This is a genomic window from Scleromatobacter humisilvae (assembly GCF_023231945.1).
GTDB classification, from domain to species: Bacteria; Pseudomonadota; Gammaproteobacteria; order Burkholderiales; family Burkholderiaceae_C; genus Scleromatobacter; species Scleromatobacter humisilvae.
Genome location: NZ_JAJLJH010000011.1, coordinates 13,089 through 32,059, shown reverse-complemented (window position 1 = coordinate 32,059; position 18,971 = coordinate 13,089). Strand labels below are relative to the sequence as shown.

Below are 18,971 nucleotides of genomic sequence, written 5' to 3'. Positions count from 1 at the left end.
ACTCCCCGCGCGCCCGATCCCTGGGACGACGATGCCGCTCCCGTGCGCAACACCCGTGCCGCCCGTGCCGCGCGCACCGCCGCTGCGGCACCGCCCGTGGAGCTCACGCCCGCGCAGAAGCTGGCGCAGAAGCGCGAGCGCCGCGCCGCGGTGCACGCGGCGCACGAGATCCGCATCATCGGCGGCCAGTGGCGCCGCAGCCTGCTGCCCGTGCCCGACCTGCCCGGCCTGCGCCCTACGCCCGACCGCGTGCGCGAGACGCTGTTCAACTGGCTGGGCCAGGACCTGAGCGGCTGGAGCGTGCTCGACGCCTTCGCCGGCACCGGCGTGCTGGGCTTCGAGGCGGCGTCGCGCGGCGCGACGACGGTGCAGATGCTGGAGCGCGAGACGAAGCTGGTCGCCGGGCTGGCCGCCAGCAAGACCCGGCTCGGCGCGGCCGCCGTGACCATCACGCAGGCCGACGCGATGGCCTGGATGAAGCGCGCGCCGGCGCAGTTCGACCTGGTCTTCCTCGACCCGCCGTTCGACGCCAACGTCTTCGAAGCGGCGCTGGCCGCATCGGTCCATTGCGTCGTGCCGCAGGGCTGGATCTACCTCGAGGCGTCGGCGCCGTTCGAGGCGGCGTCGCTGTCCGAGCGGGGCCTCGAGCTCTACCGGCATGCGCGCGCCGGCGCGGTGCATGCCCACCTGATCCGCAAGCGCTGACCTACGCAACTTCGCCTAACCCGCGAACACCTCGACTGTGGAATGATCGAGGCGACGATTCCAGAACGAGACAACGCGGCCGCGGCCGCGCCAGCAAGGCCCTTCATGTCCAAGCTCCTGACCGCCGTCTACCCCGGAACCTTCGACCCGATGACCCTCGGTCACCAGGACCTGATGCGCCGCGCGAGCGCGCTGTTCCCGCGCCTGATCCTGGCCGTCGCCGCGGGGCACCACAAGCGCACGATGTTCTCCATCGCCGAGCGCCTGGAGATCGCCAAGGAACTGGCCGAGCCCTACAAGAACGTCGAGGTGGTGGCTTTCCGCGGCCTGCTGCGCGACTTCGTCGTGGAGAACGGCGGCAAGGTGGTGGTGCGCGGCCTGCGCGCGGTCAGCGACTTCGAGTACGAGTTCCAGATGGCGGGCATGAACCGCCAGCTGATGCCCGATGTCGAGACGCTGTTCCTGACGCCGTCCGACCAATACCAGTTCATCAGCGGCACCTTCGTGCGCGAGATTGCCGTCCTCGGCGGTGATGTCTCCAAGTTCGTGGCACCCTTGGTGCTGTCGAAGCTGAAAGAGCGCATTTCCCAGCGCGAGACCGAGTAGCGCCATGGCCCTGATGATCACGGACGAGTGCATCAACTGCGACGTCTGCGAACCCGAATGCCCCAACGAGGCGATCTCGATGGGCGAGGAGTACTACGTCATCGCGCCGGACAAGTGCACCGAGTGCGTCGGCCATTTCGACGCGCCGCAGTGCGTGCAGGTGTGCCCCGTCGAGTGCATCCCGATCAATCCGGCGCACGTCGAGACGCGGGACGAGCTGATGTCCAAGTACCGCAAGCTGCTGGGCCTGGACGCGCCCCGGCCGCCGACGCCCTGACGGCGTTGCCGGGCTGACACGGCTATCTTGACTTGCCCGCGACGGGGCTCGGCGGCGCGAGGACGGCGATGGTTCGCGTCTGGCGCGTGACCGGCTCGCCGGCCGGGCAGGACTCCTTGCTCTTGGCGCCGCATTCCTTGCTCGCCTTGGCGACGCGCGTCGTCCTGGTCGCGGACGCGGCCGATGCCGCGGCCTCGCGCTCGTGTCGCTGGGCCTCCAGCCACGCGGCCAGGCGCTTGTCGCGCGCGGTGAGTTCTTCCGACTGACGCCGCTGCGCGTCCGAGCGCTCGTCCGCGACGTCTACACGCTTCGCGTTCGCACAGGCCTGCGACGAATAGGTGTTGCCGCAGCGGTAGATCAGCTTGTCCGGCGACAGGGCGTCGGGCACGGTGGCGGCCGACGGCGCGAGGATCTGCGCCGTGGACGGCGTGGACGCGGCCTTGGGCGCTCGCGGCTTGCGCGCCTGCGCGGCGGTGGCGTTCAGGCCGGCGGCCTGCAGCACCGCAGCGCAGGTCGCGACCGCGAGCGCGCGCCGGCCGCGCGTGCGCGCGTCGCGCGCAGCCGGGCGAGCGGGCGCGGCCGGGGTTGGACAGAAGGTGGAAAGTCGGGTCGGATGGATCACTCGGGGGGCTCCTGCGTGCCGGCCGCGGCCGGCCCCGCAGGGCTCGCAGGGTGGGACGGCGACGGCGTGGCCGCCGGCACCTTGTTCATCAGCCCTTGCAGCAGCGGATTCAGCTGCGGTGGGCGGGGAGGCTTCGGGCGCGGTGGCTTGGCGTGGATCTTCATCATGGCCTTGTCCATGTCGCCCGCCAGCAGCATGTCGAGGGCTTTCAGGCTGTCGTCGACATTCGCCTCGATAAGTGCCCGTTCGGCGCTTGGCGGCTTGCGCAGCACGTAGGCCGCGACCTCGTTGCGGTCGCCGGGATGGCCGATGCCCAGGCGCAGGCGCCAGAAATCGCCGGTGCCGAGCTGGGCCTGGATGTCCTTCAGCCCGTTGTGGCCGCCGTTGCCGCCACCCTTCTTGAGCTTCATCTGGCCAGGCGGGATGTCGAGTTCGTCGTGCACCACCAGGATCTCGTCGGGCAGGATCTTGAAGAAGCGCGCGAGCGGCGCGACGGCCTTGCCCGAGAGGTTCATGTAGGTCAGCGGCTGCTGCAGCCACACCGGGCCCTCGGGCCGGTTCACGCGCGCGACGAAGCCGTGGTACTTCGGGTCGTGCACGAGCGCGCCCTTGAGCTGGCGCACCGCGCCGTCCACCCACCAGAAACCGGCGTTGTGGCGCGTGTCCTCGTATTCCGCCCCGGGGTTGCCGAGGCCGACGATCAATCGAATCATGGCGCGATTATCCGTGCGCGCCGCCGCTGTCGCGCCGAGCCGGTGCATAGGGCAGGTCGTCCGTCCACACGAGCGACGCAATCTTCCAGCCGCGCGTCGTGCGCACGAACTGCAGCGACTTGGTGCCGGCGCCGTCGAACGCGACGCCATCCAGCCTGCCGCGTTTGGCGTAGCGCAGCCAGCGTTGCGCGATGCCGCCGCGGATCTCCGTGCGCGACTCGGTCTCGTGCTCCTCGAAGTCCTTCAGGCGGCCGCCGACCAGCAGCTCGGCGCGCGGCGCGATGAAGCCGTGGAGGTCGGTCGTCGTGATCGTGCCGAGCGCGTCGGCCACGCGGACCGTGGCGTCCAGCATGAAGTAGTGCGGCAGCGCGGGCAGCGTCGGGATGACGCCGTCGCGGTTGGTGAACGCGGCGAGGAAGCGGCGTGTCAGCGCGTCGATCTGCGCCTGGTCGTCGCCTTGCTCGACGCGCGGCGACTTGAAGATCCAGGTCTCGCGCTCCTCGCCGACCAGGCGCGTGATGCCGCCGTCGTGCAGCCCGATCTGCTGCAGCACGGTGGCCGACGCGGCATTGGCGGGGCCGGTGATGCCCCACACCTCGGCCATGCCCAGCACGTCCTGCGCGTAGCGCAAGCAGGCCGCGGCGGCCTCGCGTGCGTAGCCGTGGCCGCGGAACGCGGGCATCAGCGCGTAGCCGACGTCGGCCTCCAGCAGCGTGTCGCGCTTGATCAGGCCGCACATGCCCATCAGCGCGCCGTCGGACTTGCGCTCGACGGCCCAGAAGCCGAATCCCAGCCGCCCGTAGGTGGCCGTGTGGCGCATCGCGATCCAGTTGCGCGCCTGGCGCCGCGTGCGCACGTTGCGTTCGCCGATGTTGGCGAGCCAGCCGGGGTCGTTGAGCAGGCCGCGCAGGAAGTCGGCGTCGGTGTCGGTGCCGGTGAACCAGCGCAGGCGCAGTCGGTCGGTCTCGAGGATCAGCATGTCGTGATTTTCATGGTTGCAACAGCGCGGCACGCGCGCCGGCGATCAGCGCCTGGCCGATCTGTTCCATCAGGCCGGGCCGGGCGTTGGCGGCGCCGTCGTCGGCCGGGGCGTCGATGCCGCTGCCCAGCTTCCATTGATGCCAGTACAGCGCGACATCGATCGTCACCTCGGGCCGGATCGCCACCAGCGTGCCGGCGTCGAGATGCGGCCGCGCCAGCAGCTCCGGAATGACCGCGACGCCCCAGCCCATCACGGCGGCGCGCGCGCCGGCCTCGCTGGACGGCACGAAGCGCTCCTTCAGCCTCGGGTCGCGCACGCCCATCGCGCGCGCGACCCACTGCGCCTGCATGTCGTCCTTGCGGTTGAACACGATGAACGGCAGGCGCGCGAAGTTGGCCTCGTTGAGGCCCGTGGGCATGGCCCCGGCCACGAACGCGGGACTGGCGACGGCGATGTAGCGCATGTGGCCCAGCGGCTGGCAGGTGCAGCCGCGCAAGGCCATCGACACGGTCGACACGCAGCCCAGCACCTCGCCTTCGCGCAGGCGGTCGTGCGTGAAGTCCTGGTCGTCGACGATCAGCTCCAGTCCGTAGCCCTCGCGCTGGCCGGCGTGCACCAGCGCGTCGAGCGCGCCCAGCACCCAGGTGGCGAGGCTGTCGGCGTTGATCGCGATCGGCAGGCGCTCCTCGCGCGTCTGCGTCGCGCCCAGCTCGCGGGCGGCGTCGGCGCGCAGGGCCTGGAGCTGGCGCGCATATCGCAACAGCACCTTGCCGGGCTCCGTCATCCGCAGCGGACGCGAACGCACCACCAGCAGCTGCCCGACCTGTGTCTCCAACGCGCGCAGCCGCTGCGACACCGCCGACTGCGTGATCGACAGCAACTGCGCCGCGCGCTCGAAGCTGCCGGCCTCGGCCAGCGCGGCGAGCGACTCGAGCGCGGCGGGGTCGAGCAGGTTGTTCATAAGTAGCGCTACTGTAATCGCAGTATTTGCGATGCAGCTTCACACTTTCCCGGGCTCGGCCTACGCTGGATTCGTCCACAAGACCAACCACGGAGACCTCCCATGAAGATCGGCGTTCCGAAGGAAATCAAGAATCACGAATACCGCGTCGGCCTGACCCCCGCGAGCGTGCGCGAGTTCGTCGCGCACGGCCACTCCGTGATGGTGCAGGCCGGCGCCGGCTCGGCGATCGGCCTCGACGACGCGCAGTACAAGGCCGCCGGCGCGACGCTGGTCGACACCGCGCCGGAGGTCTTCGCGGCCGCCGACATGATCGTCAAGGTCAAGGAGCCGCAGCCGCAGGAGTGCGCGATGCTGCGCCCGGGCCAGTTGCTCTACACCTACCTGCACCTGGCGCCGGATCCGGAGCAGACGGCCGCGCTGGTGAAGTCGGGCGCGGTCTGCGTGGCCTACGAGACCATCACCGGCGCCAACGGCGGCCTGCCGCTGCTCGCGCCGATGAGCGAGGTGGCGGGGCGCATGTCCATCCAGGCCGGCGCCGCGCACCTCGAGAAGAGCAAGGGCGGGATGGGCGTGCTGCTCGGTGGCGTGCCGGGCGTGGCGCCGGGGCACGTCGTGATCCTCGGCGCGGGCGTGGTGGGCACGCACGCGCTGCAGTGCGCGGTGGGCGCGGGCGCGCGCGTGACCGTGCTGGACAAGAACGTCGACCGCCTGCGCCAGCTGGACCTCGTGTTCGGCAACCGCATCACGACGCTTTATTCGAACGCGCACTCGGTGGAAGAGTCGGTGCTCGCGGCGGACCTCGTCGTCGGCGGCGTGCTGATCCCCGGCGCGGCGGCGCCCAAGCTCGTCACGCGCGACATGATCTCGCGCATGCGCAAGGGCGCGGTCGTCGTCGACGTGGCGATCGACCAGGGCGGCTGCTTCGAGACCTCGCACGCCACCACGCACGCCGAGCCCACCTACGTGGTCGACGGCGTCGTGCACTACTGCGTCGCCAACATGCCCGGCGCCGTCGCGCGCACGTCGACCTTCGCCCTCAACAACGCGACCATCGGGCCGGGCCTCGCGCTGGCCGACCTCGGCTGGCAGGCCGCGATGCGCGGCAATCCGCACCTGAAGGCCGGCCTGAACGTGGCGCACGGCAAGGTGACGTTCGAGGCCGTGGCGAAGGGCCTGGGCTACGACTACACGCCGGCGGACGCCCTGCTGAACTGAGGCGGGCGAGCCGGTTGCTGGCGGCATTCGAGTCCTTCGAATGCCGCCAGATAAAATCGACCGGATATGCCCAGTCTCGCCGTCCTGCCGCAGTACTTCTACCCGAAGCGCCTTCTCACCGCCTACGCCGGCTTCATGGCGCGCACCGAGTGGGGCGCGTACACGACGCGGCTGATCCGCAACTTCATTCGCGACTACAAGGTCGACATGAGCGAGGCGGTCGAGTCCGACCCGGCGGCGTACAAGTCCTTCAACGAGTTCTTCACCCGCGCGCTCAAGCCGGGAATGCGGCCGATCGCCCACGCCGACCTGGTCTGCCCGGTCGACGGCGCGATCAGCCAGTTCGGCCGCATCGACAAGCACACGATCTTCCAGGCCAAGGGCCACGAGTACACGACGCAGGCGCTGCTGGGCGGCGACGAGTCGCTCGCCGCGCCGTTCATCGACGGCAGCTTCGCGACGATCTACCTCAGCCCGAAGGACTACCACCGCATCCACATGCCGTGCGACGGGCGCCTGACGCGCATGATCCACGTGCCGGGCACGCTGTTCTCGGTCAATCCGGTCACCGCGCAGGGCGTGCCGGGGCTGTGGGCGCGCAACGAGCGCGTCGTGTGCATGTTCGAGGGCCCGCGCGGCCCGTGGTCGCTCGTGCTGGTGGGCGCCACCATCGTCGGCAGCATGCAGACGGTGTGGCACGGCGTCGTCAACGCGAAGCGGCCCGGCAGGATCCGCGAGTGGCGCTACGACGACCAGACCGTCGTGCTGAAGCAGGGCGAGGAAATGGGCCGCTTCCTGCTCGGGTCGACGGTGATCATGACCTTCCCGAAGGACGACATCGCCTTCAACCCGGCGTGGGCCCCGGCGCGCAGCGTGCGCCTCGGCGAAGAGATGGCCAACTACCGCGCCTGACGCGCCAGCCCCGCGCGCGCGAAGCCAAGCAGCTCGCGCACGACGAAGCCGCAGATGCCGACGACCATCACGGCGACGATGTAGAGCGTGCTGGCCGGCAACTGGTGCGCGCCGTGCACGGTGGCCCCGCGCACGATGCCGAAGAAGAACGCCTCCGGGCCGCTCCACAGGCCGATGTGCTCCGGGTCGATCGCATGCCCCACGGCGGTGGCCGCCACGGCGGCGCCCGCGAGCGCGACCAGCGCGGCGGCGAGCAGTTGGGCGGAGGCTTTGAGCTTGGCGATCGCGGACATGCGGACTCCTGTCGAGAAGCGAAAGTTTAGCGACCGGGGGACGTCCGGACTCTAGGGATTGGCCGCCGCCAGTCGCCTCACTACTGTGGCCGCACGACCTACAACGTGAGGGTGCAGCATGAACCTCCAACAAAAGCTGATCGTCCTGGCCGCGGTGGCCGGCTTGGGCAGCGCCTCGCCGGCGTTCGCGCAGGTCGCCAACTCGACGCCCGGCAACCTGGTGGTCAACGGCTCGATGGATTTCGTCGACGCCAGCGGCAACCCCTCGGGGCAGGGTGGCGATCACGCCGCCGGCGACCCCTCGGCGCAGCTCACGGGCTGGACCTTCCTGAACACGGGTTCGACCGCCGAATACTGGGTCTCGTTCCAGGGCCAGGCCAGCGCCGACGGCGGCAGCTACCTCGGCGTGCAGGATCTCGATGCCTTCCTGCCTCGCGTCAACGTGCAGGGCGTCATGCAGACCATCTCGGGCCTGACCGTGGGCGACACCTATTCGCTGTCGTTCTGGTCGATGTCCAACCACGACGGCCACGGCTTCCTGCAGGACTGGCAGGTCAGCTTCGGCGGCCAGACGGCGACGGGCCAGCAGACCACGCCCAACGCCGACGACTTCAGCGGCACGTGGGTGCAGAGCACGATGAGCTTCACGGCGAGCTCGACGTCGCAGGCACTCACCTTCCTCGCGCAGTACCTGCCGGGCTCGGTGCCCGAGATGCTCAATCTCGACGGCGTGGTGCTGAAGGACGTGACGGTGACGTCCACGGTGCCGGAACCTTCGAGCTGGGCGATGCTGCTGGCGGCGCTGGGCGGCGCGCTGGCCGTCGCGCGCCTGCGTCGCCCGCGCTGACGCGCGCGCCGGGGTGGGCGTGCTGCTGCAGCAATGGGCGGCGCTCGCGGCGACGCTCCCGCAGCGCGTGCTGGGCCTCGTCGGCTGGCTGGCGGCGATGGCCTTGCTGTTCGGCGTCCTCGAACGGCTGCGGCCGGTCCGGTCGCAGCGCTTCCTGCGGTCCGATCTCGGCGTCGACCTCGCCTACTACTTCCTGAGCGGCATCGTGCCGGCGTTCGTCGTCGCCGCGGCGACGGTGGCCGTCAGCTGGGTCGTCAGCGGCTGGGTGCCGGCGCGTTTCATGGCGGCCGTCGCGCAATTGCCGCTGGCGCTGCGCGTCGCGCTGCTGATCGTGATCGGCGATGCGGCCTACTACTGGGCGCACCGGGCGTCGCACGCGCTGCCCTGGCTGTGGCGCTTCCACCGCATCCACCACAGTCCGACCGAGCTGGACTGGCTCGTCAACACGCGCGCGCACCCCGTCGACCTGATGGTGGCGCGCGTGGTGCCGCTGGTGCCGCTGCTGGTGTTCGGCCTGCGCCAGCCCGGGCTGCGCGACATGGAGACGGTGGCCGCGCTCTACCTGACGCTGACGACGGTCTGGGCCTTCTTCGTCCACGCGAACGTGCGCGTGCGACTGGGGCCGCTGGAGCACGTCGTGACGTCGCCGGCGTTCCATCACTGGCACCATCACCACGAGGCCGGCGTGCCGCGGGACTGCAACTTCGCGTCGCTGCTGCCCGTGCTCGATCGCGTCTTCGGCACGTGGCACCTGCCGCGGGATCGGCTGCCGAGCGTCTACGGCGCGGCCGACCCGCTGCCGCCGACGCTGGCCGGACAGTTGCTGAGCCCGTTCCGCGCACCGCCGCGTTGACGGGCCGACCGGAAACGAAAAAGCCCCGCCGAAGCGGGGCTCTCCAGAGAAACCTCGGCGCGGCCGTCGCCGCGCGAGATCACTTCTTCTTGGCAGCGGCGGCCGGGGCGGCGGCGGCGCCGGCAGCGGGCTTGGCCGGAGCGGCCTTGCCGCCCTTGCCCTTGGGCGCGGCGGCGGCGGCAGCAGCAGCGGCTTCCGCGGCAGCGGCTTCGGCGGCGGCGTCTTCAGCGTTGACCTTCGGCTCGGCGACCGAGACGACGACCGGGTTCTGCGTGCCGTGGCGCACGGCCTTGATGCCGGCCGGGAACTTCAGGTCGGACACGTGCAGCGACTTGCCCTTGACCAGGCCGCTCAGGTCGACGGCGATGAATTCCGGCAGCGCGGTGGCCAGGCATTCCACTTCGACGATGGTGGCGACGTGGTTGACGACGCAGTTGTCGGTCTTGACGGCCGGCGAGTTCTCTTCGCCTTCGAAGTGCAGCGGCACCTTCTTGCGCAGACGCGTGTTGGCGTCGACGCGCTGGAAGTCGATGTGCTGGACGATCTGCTTGTACGCGTGCATCTGGAAGTCGCGCAGCAGGACCTGCGCGGTCTTGCCACCCAGTTCCATCTCGAGGACGGACGAGTGGAAGGCTTCCTTCTTCAGCGCGAAGTAGAGAGCGTTGTGATCGAGTTCGATCATTTGCGGCTCGCCGGCGCCGTAGACGATGCCGGGAACCTTGCCGGACAGACGCAGGCGGCGGCTCGCTCCGGTCCCCTGCAGGCTGCGCTCATAGGCGGTGAACTTCATGTGAAACTCCATTTGGTTGGGCCCCGCGACCAGGCGCCCGGTAAAGACGATCCAGCCACCGCTTCTCCGCTCGTGGGCGGACGGCCGAAGGATCGGGAAATGCGGATCAGAAGTTGTTGTTCTGTTCCGCAAAGAGGGAGGTGACCGATTCGCCGTCGGAAATGCGGCGGATGGTCTCGGCGAACAGGAAGGCCACCGACAACTGGCGGATCTTCTTGCAGGCCTTGCCGGCGTCGGACAACGGCAGCGTGTTGGTGATGACGACCTCGTCGAGCGCCGAATTCTTGATGCGTTCGACGGCCGGGCCGGAGAAGACAGGGTGCGTGCAATACGCGTAGACGCTCTTGGCGCCGCGATCCTTCAGCACCTCGGCGGCCTTCACGAGCGTGCCGGCGGTGTCGATCATGTCGTCCATGATCACGCAGTTGCGGCCGTCGATGTCGCCGATGACGTGCATCACCTCGGAGACGTTGGCCTTCGGGCGGCGCTTGTCGATGATGGCCAGGTCGCAGCCGAGCTGCTTGGCCAGCGCGCGGGCGCGCACGACGCCGCCGACGTCCGGCGAGACGACCACGAGATCCTGGTAGTTCTTCGACTTCACGTCGGTCAGCAGCACCGGCGACGCGTAGATGTTGTCCACGGGGATGTCGAAGAAGCCCTGGATCTGGTCGGCGTGCAAGTCCATCGTGAGCAGGCGCTCGACGCCGACGGTCTGCAGCAGGTTGGCGACGACCTTGGCCGAGATGGGCACGCGCGTGGAGCGCGAGCGGCGATCCTGGCGGGCGTAGCCGAAGTAGGGGATCACGGCGGTGATGCGGCGCGCGCTGGCGCGCTTCAACGCATCGACCATGATCAGCAGCTCCATCACGTTCTCGTTCGTCGGCGCCCCGGTGGACTGGACGACGAAGACGTCGCGGGCGCGGACGTTCTGGTGGATCTCGACGTCGCACTCACCGTCGGAGAAGCGGCCGACCTTGGCCTTGCCCAGCTCCGAACCGAGTTGAGTGGCGATTTCCTGCGCGAGCACAGGATTCGCGTTGCCTGTGAACAGGACCGTGTTGAACAGCACGTCGGAGACTCCGTGAGGACGGGTGCGCAGCGAGACCGGGTGCCGGCCCTTGCGACCAGCTTCTAGAACCGCGGCGTCATCCGGTGACGCCGGGCAGGGACATTTGGCAGGGGAAGAAGGATTCGAACCTTCGCATGTCGGAATCAAAATCCGATGCCTTAACCAACTTGGCGACTCCCCTACACAGGATCCAGCCGTGAAGCCGAACCCTCGAACTCTCTCTCAGTCTGCCCAGCCCCGCAATGGGTGATGAGCCAAACTGCAGCACATCCGGCCGTTCCAGCCGACGGGCAACTCGCCCTCCGACCACGAAACGCCTTCGGCGCCGACCGTTGCGAACACCGCGCTGCCCGAGCCGGTCATCCGGCTGTTGCCGAACCGCGTTTCCAGCCAGTGTGCCACCTGCGCGATGGGCGGGCACAAGGCCTGGGCCACCGGCTGGAGGTCGTTCCGACCGAACGCCTTACCGTCTTCGTGCTGCGCATTCAACTGTGCAACAGAGCCCGCTAGTGTAGCAGGCTCCGTGTCGCGTGCCAAGTCCGGATGAGAAAAGATGCCTGCGGTTCCCAGGCTTTCTGCGGGCTTCACCACGGCGTAGCGGCGCGGCGGCCACTCGATGGGCGTCAGCTTCTCGCCGATGCCCTCGACAAACGCGTTGTCGCCGCCGACGAAGAAGGGCACGTCGGCGCCCAGCGGCGTGGCCAGTTCCAGCAGCCGCGCGCGCGGCAGGTTCAGGTTCCACAGCCGGTTGAGCGCCAGCAGCACGGTGGCGGCGTCGGAGCTGCCGCCGCCCATGCCGGCGCCCCAGGGCACGTTCTTCAGCACCGAGATGTCGGCCCCGAACGTGCAGCCGCTGGCCTGCTGCAGCGCGCGCGCGGCGCGCAGGCTCAGGTCGTCGGCGGGCAGCGCCGGGCCCAGGTCGTGCCGGCGCAGCAGGCCGTCGTCGCGGCGCTCGACGTGCAGCGTGTCGGCCCAGTCGATCAGCACGAAGACGGACTGCAGCAGGTGGTAGCCGTCGGCGCGCCGCCCGGTGATGTGCAGGAACAGGTTCAGCTTGGCCGGGGCCGGCAGGTCGTAGAAGGCTTTGACGGCCATGGTCAGGCAGCGGATGCGGCGGACGCCGCGGGTTCGGCCGCGTCGAGCTTGACGCGCACGTGCAGCGTCGGCGCGGGCAGCGGGCGCTGCGCGTCGATCAGCCGGTTGTCGGCGAGCTGCGACAGGTCGACGTGCCAGCCGAGCTGGTCGAACGAGCCGCCGTCGGCCGCGCGCTGCGCCGGCGCATCGGGCCACGGATGGCCGGCGAGCCAGTCGAACATCGCCGGCAGCGGCAACTGGTCGCCGATCGCGCGCTGCACCATCTCTTCCAGCGTCGCGTAGTGCGTCGTGGTGCCGTCGGCCTCGAGCTCGATCGTCGACGGCGCGCCCTGCGCTCCGGCCGGATCCGACCAGCGCGCCCGCGCGACGGTCGTGCCGATCGGGCTGGTGAGGATCAGCTGGCCGCTGGACGCATTGCCGCTCAACTCGAACTGGCCGCTCATCGACCGCGCCGGCAGGCCGGGCGCCGCGTCGGTGCGGACCGCGAGCCGGCCCGCATAGACGTGGCCCGGCAGCGGAGGCGGATGGGTGGCGCACGCCTGCAACAGCAGCGTGAGCGCCAGCGCGCCGGCGCTCGCAAACGGCAACTTCACGGAGCGACCTTCAACCGGCTCATCGTCTGCTTGAGCACCTCGTTGCTTGCGTCGAGCTTGTGCGCGTCGCGCAGCACGCGCGCCGCCTCGTCGTGCTTGCCGTCGGCCCACAGCGCCTCGCCGAGGTGGGCGGCGATCTCGGTGTCCTTGCGCGACGAATAGGCCTGCGCGAGCAGCGTGGCGGCGGCGTCGAAGTGGCCCATGCGGTACTCGACCCAGCCGAGGCTGTCGACGATGAACGGGTCGGCAGGCGACAGCTCGTGCGCCTGCTTGACCATCGTCAGCGCCTCGTCCAGCCGCAGGTTGCGGTCGGCCAGCGAGTAGCCGAGCGCGTTCAGCGCCTGCGAGTTGTCGGGCTGCAGCACGAGGATGCGGCGCAGCAGCTTCTCCATCTCGTCGAGCCGATTCAGGCGCTCGTCGACCATCGCCTCCTGGTAGACGAGATCGACGTCGTCGGGATTCTCCGCGTTGGCCTTGTTCAGGACCTCGCGCGCTTCCGTCAGCTTCTTCTCGTCGAGCAGTAGCTGCACCTCGGTGAGCAGCTTGTAGCGCTGTTCGGCCGGCGTGGTGGCGTTGGCACTGCGGATCAGCTTCAGCGCCTCGGCCAGCTTGCCCTGGCGCGCCAGCAGGCCGGCGCGCAGCGAGACGACCTGCAGGTCGGCCTCCTTGGCATCGACCTGGGCCAGCCACTTGGCGGCCGCGGCGTCGTCGTGGCGCTGTTCCGCGGCGCGGGCCAGCAGCAACTGCACGTGCGCGAGACGCACCGGATTCGCGGCATCCGCATCGGCTGGCGTGGCGGTGGGGCTGTCGTCGTCGTCGGTGACCACGATGTCGGCGGCGCCGGCTGCCTTCCGTGCGGCGGCTTCCTCCGTGGCCTGGGCCGTCACCAGCGCGAGGGCCTGCTTGAGGTCCGAGTCGGCGCTGACCGGATCGTGCAGCTCGAGGTCGATCTCGCCGAGGGCGAGCCACAGCTGGGCCTGCTTCGGCTTGTCCTTGACGGCCAGGCGCAGCTGCTCGGCGGCGTCAGTAAGGCGTTGCTGCGTCGCCAGCACGCTGGCGTAGGCCTGGCGCACCACGGGCTCGGTGTCGGGCTGCGCCAGGTAGCGCCGCACGATCACCTCGGCCTTGGCGATCAGTTCGGTCGACGACGCCGAGCCCTTGGCGGGCGCTGCCGGTGCGCTGGCCGCGTCCGCCGGGGCGCGGGCCTGGGAACCGTCGCTCGCGGCGTTCATCACGTCGAGGGCCAGCAGCACCGGCTGCAGCGACTTCGGATCCTGTTCCTGCGCCTGCGCCGCCAGGTCCAGCGCGAAGACCGGCTGGCCCTGGTTCAGGCGGATGCGGCCAAGGGCCACGCGCGCGGCGGTGCGGGTGTCGGGCACGTCCATGTACGGCTGCAGCAGCTCGCGGAACTGCTCCGCGGCGGCGGCCTTGTCCTTGGCGCGCTGCTGCGCGCGCGGCAGGCTGGAGATCAGCGCCGCGCGTTCGGCCGGCGTGCTCAGCGACAGCAGCTGCTTCAGCGGCTCGGCGGTGTCGGGGACGCGGTCGAACGCGATCAGCAGCTGGATCTCGGTGCGCAGCGCCTCGGTCGACTTGGGCATCGTCTGGCGCCAGCTGCGCGTGATGCTCAGCGCCTTGTCGCCCGCGCCCGCCTCCATCGCGATCTGCAGCGCGCGCCGATAGAGCGCGTCGTCCTTGTTCTGGCGCGCGGCCTGCAGCATCAGCTCGACGGCGTCACCCGCCTCGCCCTCGCGCAGCGCGAACTCTGCTTGCAACAACTGGTACAACAGGCGGCCGTCGAGATAGGAGTTGTCGACGGCGGGCGGCGGCGGCAGGGCGACGGTGGGCACGGACGCCGGTCCGGCGGGCGGCAGGGCGGCGTTGTTCTGCTGGGCCCCGGCACCGACGGGCACGAGCAGCGCCAGGCCGAGACCCGCCAGTGCCCGGGTGATTCGCTTCAAGCCTTGTCTTTGCCGCATCGCCGCTCCATATCAGTCCATTCTAGGCCCCGAGAAAACACCATGCCCGAGTTGCCAGAGGTCGAAGTTACGCGCCGCAGCGTTGCGGGCGGATTGCTGGATGCGCGGGTGCTCGACGTCCGGATGGGCCTGCCGCTGCGCTGGCCGCTGGGCCGCGATCCGGGCGCGCTCGCGGGCACCGTCTGCGGCGAGATGTCGCGGCGCGGCAAGTACCTGTGGCTGCCCTTGTCGCGCGCGGCGGATGCGTCGGCCGAGCATCTGCCGGGCCTGCCGCGGACCTCGTCGCCGACGCCCGCGGATGCCGGCGGCTTGCTGATCCACCTCGGCATGTCGGGCGCGCTGTCGCTCGGCGAGGCGCCGTCCGAACGTGCGCCGCACGAGCATTTCCGCCTCGTGACCGACCGCGGCGACCTCTGGCTGATCGACCCGCGGCGTTTCGGCGCCGTCGTCTGGTCGCCATCGCTGGAGGCCGAGCCGGCGCGCAAGCTGTTGTCGACGCTGGGCCCCGAGCCATTCGATCCGGCGCTGGACGAGGCCGGCTTCCATGCCGGTCTGCAGGCGCGGCGCACGCCCGTGAAGGCGGCGCTGCTGTCGGGCGAGCTGGTGGTGGGCGCCGGCAACATCTACGCGTGCGAGGCGCTGCACCTGGCGCGCATCGACCCGCGCACGCCGTCCAACAAGATCAGCCGGCCGCGCGCGGCGCGCCTGCTGTCCGCGGTGCGCCGGGTGCTGCGGCACGCGATCGAGGCCGGCGGCTCGACGCTGCGCGACTTCAGCGCCAACGGCGCCGCCGGCCACTACCAGGACAGCGCCCAGGTCTACGGTCGCGCCGGCCAGCCCTGCAATACCTGCGGCACGGCGGTGCGCCGTATCGTCCAGGGCCAGCGCGCGACGTTTTTCTGCGGGGTTTGCCAAAAGCGCTAGGGATATTGCCGCCGCCGGGCGCAGATATTCGAAAGGCGTGAGTATTTGCCGAGAATGTATCCGGAGGTTTCAAGCTCGACAGTAGGCATGCTTCAGCTCGACACCGGACGGGTCTGCGATGCGACATACTTCGCATTTGACCGGGTTATCTGGCGATTGGCCCCTGGGCAATCGCGCTACGATCCTCTGTCAACTGGTCAATATAGGCACCAGAAACCGCCATCCTTGGCGCCGACCATAGCGACGAATAAAGAGCTTGGGCATGACAAAAGATCAATCGTTGGTACCTGGTCTCGACGCGCTGGCCCAGTGGCGCCAGTCGCTGGCGCGCGAGCTGGCCAGCCTGACCAAGTTCTTCACCAGCAACGACCTGCTGTCGGCCCCGTCGGCCGAGATTTCCGAGTCGCTGCGCCAGCGCCTGCTGGCCGACAAGCTGGTCGTCGCCTTCGTCGCCGAGTTCTCGCGCGGCAAGTCCGAGCTGATCAACGCGATCTTCTTCGCCGACACCGGCCGCCGCATCCTGCCCGCCTCGCCCGGCCGCACCACGATGTGCCCGGTGGAGCTCGCGTGGGACGACAAGGATCCGCCGATGCTGGATCTGCTGCCGATCGACACCCGCCGCGAAGGCCAGTCGCTGACCGAGCTGCGCGCCACGCGCGACGGCTGGAAGCGCGTGCCGCTCGATCCGTCGAACCCGGAGGCGCTGTCGGCGTCGTTGTCGGAGGTCACCCACACGCGCAAGGTGCCGCCCGACGTCGCCCGCGAGCTGGGCCTGTGGTCGGACACCGACCCGGAAGACAACCCGCCGCTGGACGAGGAAGGCCTCGTCGAGGTGCCGGCGTGGCGCCACGCGATGATCAACTATCCCCACCCGCTGCTCGCGCGCGGGCTGGTGGTGCTCGACACGCCGGGCCTGAACGCGATCGGCACCGAGCCGGAGCTGACGCTGGGCCTGCTGCCCGGCGCGCACGCCGCGCTGTTCCTGCTGGGCGCCGATGCGGGCGTCACCAAGTCCGACCTGTCGGTCTGGAACGAGCACCTGGGCGGCCAGTCGATGGCCTGCTTCGTCGTGCTCAACAAGGTCGACATGCTGGCCGATCCGCTGCTCACCGACGCGCAGAACGAGGCGCTGATCCAGAAGCAGTGCGAGGTCACCGCGCAGACGCTGCAGATGCCGCGCGACCGCGTGTTCCCGGTCTCGGCCCGCACCGCGCTGCACGCGCGCCTGAACAACAACCAGGCCGACCTCGAGAAGAGCCGCCTGCCCGAACTCGAGGCCGCGCTCACCAACGAGCTGCTGCCCGCGCGGCAGCAGGTGCTGACGCACGCGCTGGTGCAGGGCGTCGAGCAGCTGCGCGCGCAGGTCAACGCGCGCCTGCGCGACCAGCGCCGGCAGAACTCCGAACAACTGCTCGAGCTGCGCGGCCTGCGCGGCAAGAGCGGCGCGCGCGTGCGCCACCTGCTCGATCGCGTGCAGGAAGACGCCGCCGAATTCGAGCGCTGCGTCGCGCGCCTGACGGCGTTGCGCGCGGTGCAATCGCGCCTGCTGCGCGACACGCAGAACCAGCTGTCTTCCGAGCGCATCCGCGCCGAGGTCAAGGAACTGCAGGCCGCGCTCAATTCCGGCTGGCTGCACCTCGGTGCGCGCCAGGCCTTCCTGGGCATGTGCGACAAGCTGCGCCACGCGCTTTCGGATTCCGAGGTCACCACCTCCGAGGCGCGCGAGATGCTGCAGGGCACGTTCCGCCAGCTCAATGCCGAATTCGGCTTCTCGCTGTCGATCGCGCTGCCGCCCGAGCTGGCGCAGCATCGCGAGGATCTCGCCGCCATCGAGCGCGGCTACAACCGCTATTTCGGCCTGAGCGAGACGCTGCGCATGGCGTCCTCGGCGTTCAAGGAGCGCTTCGTGCGCATGCTGGTCTCGAAGCTGCGCGTCGTCTTCGAGACGGCCGCGCGCGACATCGAGCTGTGGCACCAGGCCGCCAGCGCGCAGATGGAGGCGCAGCTGCGCGATCGCCGGCGCAGCTTCCGCAAGCGCCGCGAATCGCTGGAGCGCATCCAGCAGGCCGCCGGCGACCTGGAGGAACGCGTGACCGACGTCGAGGCGCAGTCCGCGCGCATCGAGGCGCTGATCACCGACGTCGCGCTGCGCTGCGAGACGCTCGCCGTCATCGCGCGCCGCGGCCCGACGGGCATCGAGTCGGAGCACATCGAGATCCCGTTCGACGCGACGACCGCCACGGCCTGACGGCCTGATCGGCCGCCTTGCTCCGGCAAGGCATGATTCGGCATGGATCTCTTTTCCGCCGACACGGTTCGGCCACCCTTCATTGCCCGCGAGCAGTCGCCCGAGTGGAACGCGCTGCCGTTCGCCGAGCGCGTCATCGCCTGGCAACGTTCGCACGGCCGCGCCGGACTGCCGTGGCAGCTGACGCGAGATCCCTACCGCGTCTGGCTGTCCGAGATCATGCTGCAGCAGACGCAGGTGACGACGGTGCTGGGCTACTACGAACGCTTCCTGCAGCGTTTTCCGACGGTCGCCGCGCTCGCGGCCGCGCCGTCGGAAGACGTGCTCGCGCTGTGGAGCGGCCTCGGCTACTACGCGCGAGCCCGCAACCTGCATCGCTGCGCGCAGGCGGTCGTCGACGAGCACGGCGGCGAGTTTCCGCGCAGCGCCGAAGGGCTCGCCGAGCTGCCCGGCATCGGCCGGTCGACGGCCGCGGCGATCGCGGCGTTCTGCTTCGGCGAGCGCGTCGCGATCCTCGATGGCAACGTCAAGCGCGTGCTCACGCGCGCGCTCGCCTACGAAAGCGACATCGCAAGCTCGGCGTCCGAGAAGGCGCTGTGGGCCGTCGCCACCGACCTGCTGCCCGACGCGCCTGCGGGCGAGCCGCTGCACGCCGCGATGGCCACCTACACGCAGGGCCTGATGGATCTCGGCGCCACCGTCTGCACGATCCGCCGGCCGGCGTGCGACGCCTGCCCCGCGCACGCGACGTGCCAGGGCCGCGCGTCGGGCGCGCCCGAGCGGTTTCCCGTCAAGACGCGCAAGCTGAAGCGCGGCAAGCGCGCGAGCGTGCTGCTGTGGCTGCAGCACAAGGAGCGCGTCTGGCTGGTCCGGCGCGCCGACTCGGGCGTGTGGGCGCAGCTGTGGTCGCTGCCCGAGTTCGACACGGCCGTCGCGCTGGAGCGCGCGGTCGCGCCCTGGCCCGGCACGCTCGAATGGATGGCGCCGTTCAAGCACGTGCTGACGCATTTCGACTGGATGCTGCAGCCGCTGAAGCTGCAGTGGCACGGCGCGGTGTCGGACGCGCTGCAGCGCGAGATCGACCGGCTCGTCGCGGTCAACGCCGGGGCCGTCGACGAGCCGGGCGAGGCGGACGTGCACGGCGACGTCGAGGAACCGGACGACGAGGCCAGCGTGGCGCCCACGGTCGGCGAAGGCCGCTGGTTCGCGCGCGCCGACCTGGACGGCGTGGGCATCCCGTCGCCGATCCGCAAGCTGCTGGACGCGGCGTTGTAGGCGCCCCGAACA

The 18,971-nt window shown here is 70.2% G+C and carries 20 protein-coding genes and 1 tRNA gene; 10 read left to right on the top strand and 11 right to left on the bottom strand.

What is annotated here, in order from left to right; all coding sequences use genetic code 11:
• Nucleotides 1–42: 42 nt before the first annotated feature.
• The 3 genes from rsmD (at nucleotide 43) to LPC04_RS24725 (ending at nucleotide 1,588) form a co-directional block, all read left to right on the top strand.
• Nucleotides 43–705 (top strand): 16S rRNA (guanine(966)-N(2))-methyltransferase RsmD, encoded by a 663-nt coding sequence (rsmD, locus tag LPC04_RS24735; protein WP_420854771.1) that lies wholly within the window; start codon nucleotides 43–45, stop codon nucleotides 703–705.
• Nucleotides 706–810: 105 nt separating this feature from the next.
• A complete protein-coding gene (gene coaD / locus LPC04_RS24730) occupies nucleotides 811–1,311 on the top strand; it encodes a pantetheine-phosphate adenylyltransferase (RefSeq protein WP_275684987.1) in 501 nt (166 codons plus the stop codon).
• 4 nt (nucleotides 1,312–1,315) lie between these two features.
• Entirely contained in the window at nucleotides 1,316–1,588 is a 273-nt protein-coding gene (locus tag LPC04_RS24725) for a YfhL family 4Fe-4S dicluster ferredoxin (protein WP_275684986.1), read from the top strand.
• 22 nt (nucleotides 1,589–1,610) lie between these two features.
• Here the strand turns inward: LPC04_RS24725 and LPC04_RS24720 are convergent, their stop codons facing one another.
• The 4 genes from LPC04_RS24720 to LPC04_RS24705 are packed head-to-tail and all read right to left on the bottom strand — an operon-like array spanning nucleotide 1,611 to nucleotide 4,866.
• Nucleotides 1,611–2,210, bottom strand: coding sequence for a hypothetical protein (locus tag LPC04_RS24720; RefSeq protein ID WP_275684985.1), 600 nt, complete (start codon nucleotides 2,208–2,210; stop codon nucleotides 1,611–1,613).
• Nucleotides 2,207–2,923, bottom strand: coding sequence for an aminoacyl-tRNA hydrolase (gene pth / locus LPC04_RS24715; RefSeq protein ID WP_275684984.1), 717 nt, complete (start codon nucleotides 2,921–2,923; stop codon nucleotides 2,207–2,209). Before pth ends, LPC04_RS24720 begins: the two co-directional genes overlap by 4 nt.
• 7 nt (nucleotides 2,924–2,930) lie before the next feature.
• The gene (locus LPC04_RS24710; protein ID WP_275684983.1) at nucleotides 2,931–3,902 is read right to left on the bottom strand and encodes a GNAT family N-acetyltransferase; all 972 of its coding nucleotides are present in this window, start codon (nucleotides 3,900–3,902) and stop codon (nucleotides 2,931–2,933) included.
• Nucleotides 3,903–3,912: 10 nt separating this feature from the next.
• Nucleotides 3,913–4,866 (bottom strand): LysR family transcriptional regulator ArgP, encoded by a 954-nt coding sequence (locus LPC04_RS24705; protein ID WP_275684982.1) that lies wholly within the window; start codon nucleotides 4,864–4,866, stop codon nucleotides 3,913–3,915.
• A gap of 102 nt (nucleotides 4,867–4,968) precedes the next feature.
• On the opposite strand from LPC04_RS24705, the gene ald reads away from it, so the two are divergent.
• Both ald and asd read left to right on the top strand, forming a co-directional pair.
• Nucleotides 4,969–6,084, top strand: a complete 1,116-nt coding sequence (gene ald / locus LPC04_RS24700; protein WP_275684981.1) for an alanine dehydrogenase — start codon at nucleotides 4,969–4,971, stop codon at nucleotides 6,082–6,084.
• Nucleotides 6,085–6,150: 66 nt separating this feature from the next.
• Nucleotides 6,151–6,996, top strand: a complete 846-nt coding sequence (asd, locus tag LPC04_RS24695) for an archaetidylserine decarboxylase (RefSeq protein WP_275684980.1) — start codon at nucleotides 6,151–6,153, stop codon at nucleotides 6,994–6,996.
• Here asd and LPC04_RS24690 read toward each other — a convergent pair.
• On the bottom strand, nucleotides 6,984–7,289 hold the full coding sequence (locus tag LPC04_RS24690) for a hypothetical protein (protein ID WP_275684979.1): 306 nt from the start codon (nucleotides 7,287–7,289) through the stop codon (nucleotides 6,984–6,986). The genes asd and LPC04_RS24690 overlap by 13 nt on opposite strands.
• 118 nt (nucleotides 7,290–7,407) lie before the next feature.
• Here LPC04_RS24690 and LPC04_RS24685 point away from each other — a divergent pair, with 118 nt between their 5' ends.
• A complete protein-coding gene (locus LPC04_RS24685; RefSeq protein ID WP_275684978.1) occupies nucleotides 7,408–8,136 on the top strand; it encodes a PEP-CTERM sorting domain-containing protein in 729 nt (242 codons plus the stop codon).
• A 13-nt stretch (nucleotides 8,137–8,149) separates the two neighbouring features.
• Nucleotides 8,150–8,989 (top strand): sterol desaturase family protein, encoded by an 840-nt coding sequence (locus LPC04_RS24680; RefSeq protein ID WP_275684977.1) that lies wholly within the window; start codon nucleotides 8,150–8,152, stop codon nucleotides 8,987–8,989.
• 79 nt (nucleotides 8,990–9,068) lie between these two features.
• Here the strand turns inward: LPC04_RS24680 and LPC04_RS24675 are convergent, their stop codons facing one another.
• The 6 genes from LPC04_RS24675 to LPC04_RS24650 form a co-directional block, all read right to left on the bottom strand.
• Entirely contained in the window at nucleotides 9,069–9,779 is a 711-nt protein-coding gene (locus LPC04_RS24675) for a 50S ribosomal protein L25/general stress protein Ctc (RefSeq protein WP_275684976.1), read from the bottom strand.
• Nucleotides 9,780–9,885: 106 nt separating this feature from the next.
• Nucleotides 9,886–10,848, bottom strand: a complete 963-nt coding sequence (locus LPC04_RS24670) for a ribose-phosphate pyrophosphokinase (protein WP_275684975.1) — start codon at nucleotides 10,846–10,848, stop codon at nucleotides 9,886–9,888.
• Nucleotides 10,849–10,952: 104 nt separating this feature from the next.
• A tRNA-Gln gene (locus tag LPC04_RS24665) sits at nucleotides 10,953–11,029 on the bottom strand.
• A 41-nt stretch (nucleotides 11,030–11,070) separates the two neighbouring features.
• Nucleotides 11,071–11,943 (bottom strand): 4-(cytidine 5'-diphospho)-2-C-methyl-D-erythritol kinase, encoded by an 873-nt coding sequence (gene ispE / locus LPC04_RS24660; protein WP_275684974.1) that lies wholly within the window; start codon nucleotides 11,941–11,943, stop codon nucleotides 11,071–11,073.
• Nucleotides 11,944–11,945: 2 nt separating this feature from the next.
• Entirely contained in the window at nucleotides 11,946–12,536 is a 591-nt protein-coding gene (locus LPC04_RS24655) for a lipoprotein insertase outer membrane protein LolB (protein ID WP_275684973.1), read from the bottom strand.
• Entirely contained in the window at nucleotides 12,533–14,494 is a 1,962-nt protein-coding gene (locus tag LPC04_RS24650; protein WP_275684972.1) for a tetratricopeptide repeat protein, read from the bottom strand. Before LPC04_RS24650 ends, LPC04_RS24655 begins: the two co-directional genes overlap by 4 nt.
• Nucleotides 14,495–14,554: 60 nt before the next feature.
• On the opposite strand from LPC04_RS24650, the gene mutM reads away from it, so the two are divergent.
• The 3 genes from mutM to mutY all read left to right on the top strand — a co-directional run bounded on the left by mutM (nucleotide 14,555) and on the right by mutY (nucleotide 18,959).
• Nucleotides 14,555–15,436 carry a bifunctional DNA-formamidopyrimidine glycosylase/DNA-(apurinic or apyrimidinic site) lyase gene (gene mutM, locus LPC04_RS24645; RefSeq protein ID WP_275684971.1) on the top strand — a complete coding sequence of 294 codons (882 nt, stop codon included), beginning with the start codon at nucleotides 14,555–14,557 and terminating at the stop codon, nucleotides 15,434–15,436.
• A gap of 262 nt (nucleotides 15,437–15,698) precedes the next feature.
• Complete coding sequence (locus LPC04_RS24640; RefSeq protein ID WP_275684970.1) at nucleotides 15,699–17,684, top strand: dynamin family protein; 1,986 nt, start codon at nucleotides 15,699–15,701, stop codon at nucleotides 17,682–17,684.
• Nucleotides 17,685–17,726: 42 nt separating this feature from the next.
• Entirely contained in the window at nucleotides 17,727–18,959 is a 1,233-nt protein-coding gene (mutY, locus tag LPC04_RS24635) for an A/G-specific adenine glycosylase (RefSeq protein WP_275684969.1), read from the top strand.
• Nucleotides 18,960–18,971: the final 12 nt, after the last annotated feature.